This is a genomic window from Rhodococcus sp. NPDC078407, from assembly GCF_044542515.1.
Lineage (GTDB): Bacteria > Actinomycetota > Actinomycetes > Mycobacteriales > Mycobacteriaceae > Rhodococcoides.
Genome location: NZ_JBITUQ010000065.1, coordinates 1 through 1,077, shown reverse-complemented (window position 1 = coordinate 1,077; position 1,077 = coordinate 1). Strand labels below are relative to the sequence as shown.

Annotated in this window: 1 protein-coding gene; it reads right to left on the bottom strand. The window is 61.7% G+C overall.

The window, feature by feature from the left end; genetic code table 11:
• Positions 1–973 (bottom strand): IS481 family transposase (locus ACIGGF_RS25385; RefSeq protein ID WP_397523790.1); only part of this gene is annotated, 973 nt, incomplete at its 3' end.
• Positions 974–1,077 lie beyond the last annotated feature (104 nt).

The window sequence follows — 1,077 nt, the reverse complement described above, 5'->3', positions numbered from 1 at the left end:
TGTTCTTCCCGGGGAGGTTGTGGACGGTGAGTCGCTCGATGGGTGACTTACCGCCGATGCCTGTGTGGGGTCGGTGGTGATTGTAGTGATGGATCCAATCTTGGTAGGTCGCCGCTCGGGCTTCGTCGGAGAGATAGGTGTTCGCGTAGGCCCATTCCTGGTTGAGGGTTCGGTTGAATCGTTCGACTTTCCCGTTGGTCTGCGGCCGATACGGCCTGGTTCGCTTGTGCTTGATCTCAGGACCCAGTGCCTGCGCGAATAGCGTTGAGCGGTAACAGGATCCGTTGTCGGTCAGTACCCGCGCGATCGTGATGTCATGGGCTGCGAAGTAGGCTTTGGCACGCTCGAAGAACCCCGAGGCGGTTTCTTTGCGTTCGTCACCGAGGATCTCCGAATACGCCAGCCGGCTGTGATCGTCGACGGCGTGATGGACGTACGAGTATCCGCGGCCCTGTTTGTTGTTGTGGCGGTTGCCGATCGTGCGACCGAGCTTGCGGTGCCCACCGCCGTTGGGGATCCGGCCGAGCTTCTTGATGTCGATGTGGATCAGATCCCCGGGAGCGGGATGCTCGTAGCGGCGGGGTTGTGGTCGGCGTACAGCAAGTCCGGTGTTCTGGTCGAGGTGACGCAGCAGCGGCATCTTGTAGCGGCGCAAGACCGCTGAGACGGTGCTGTGTGCCATGTGTAGGTGGTAGGCGATGCGGTGTGGTCCCCACCGGCGGAGGAAGCGCAGGTTGATGATTCGGCGTTCGGTGCGGGTAGGTGTCCGGTTCGGGTTGTGGTGGGGTCTGCTCGAGCGGTCGGCCATTGCTGCCGCGCCGTCGGTGCGGTAGCGGTCGGCCCATTTCTTGGCTGTGGTCGGTGACACCTGGAATCGTTCGGCCGCTCGGCGGATCGACCATCCGTCGTCGACGATCGATGTCGCGAGTTTCAATCGCCCCTTCGGGGTGAGCAAGGCATTAGCGTGTGACACGAGGACCTCTCGGTTGTCGGTGCAGTTGTGGTAACCACACCGATACCGGAGGTCCTCACCTATCTGTCGCTGCCACGCCGTCCACAACGTCCCTGGTCATTACA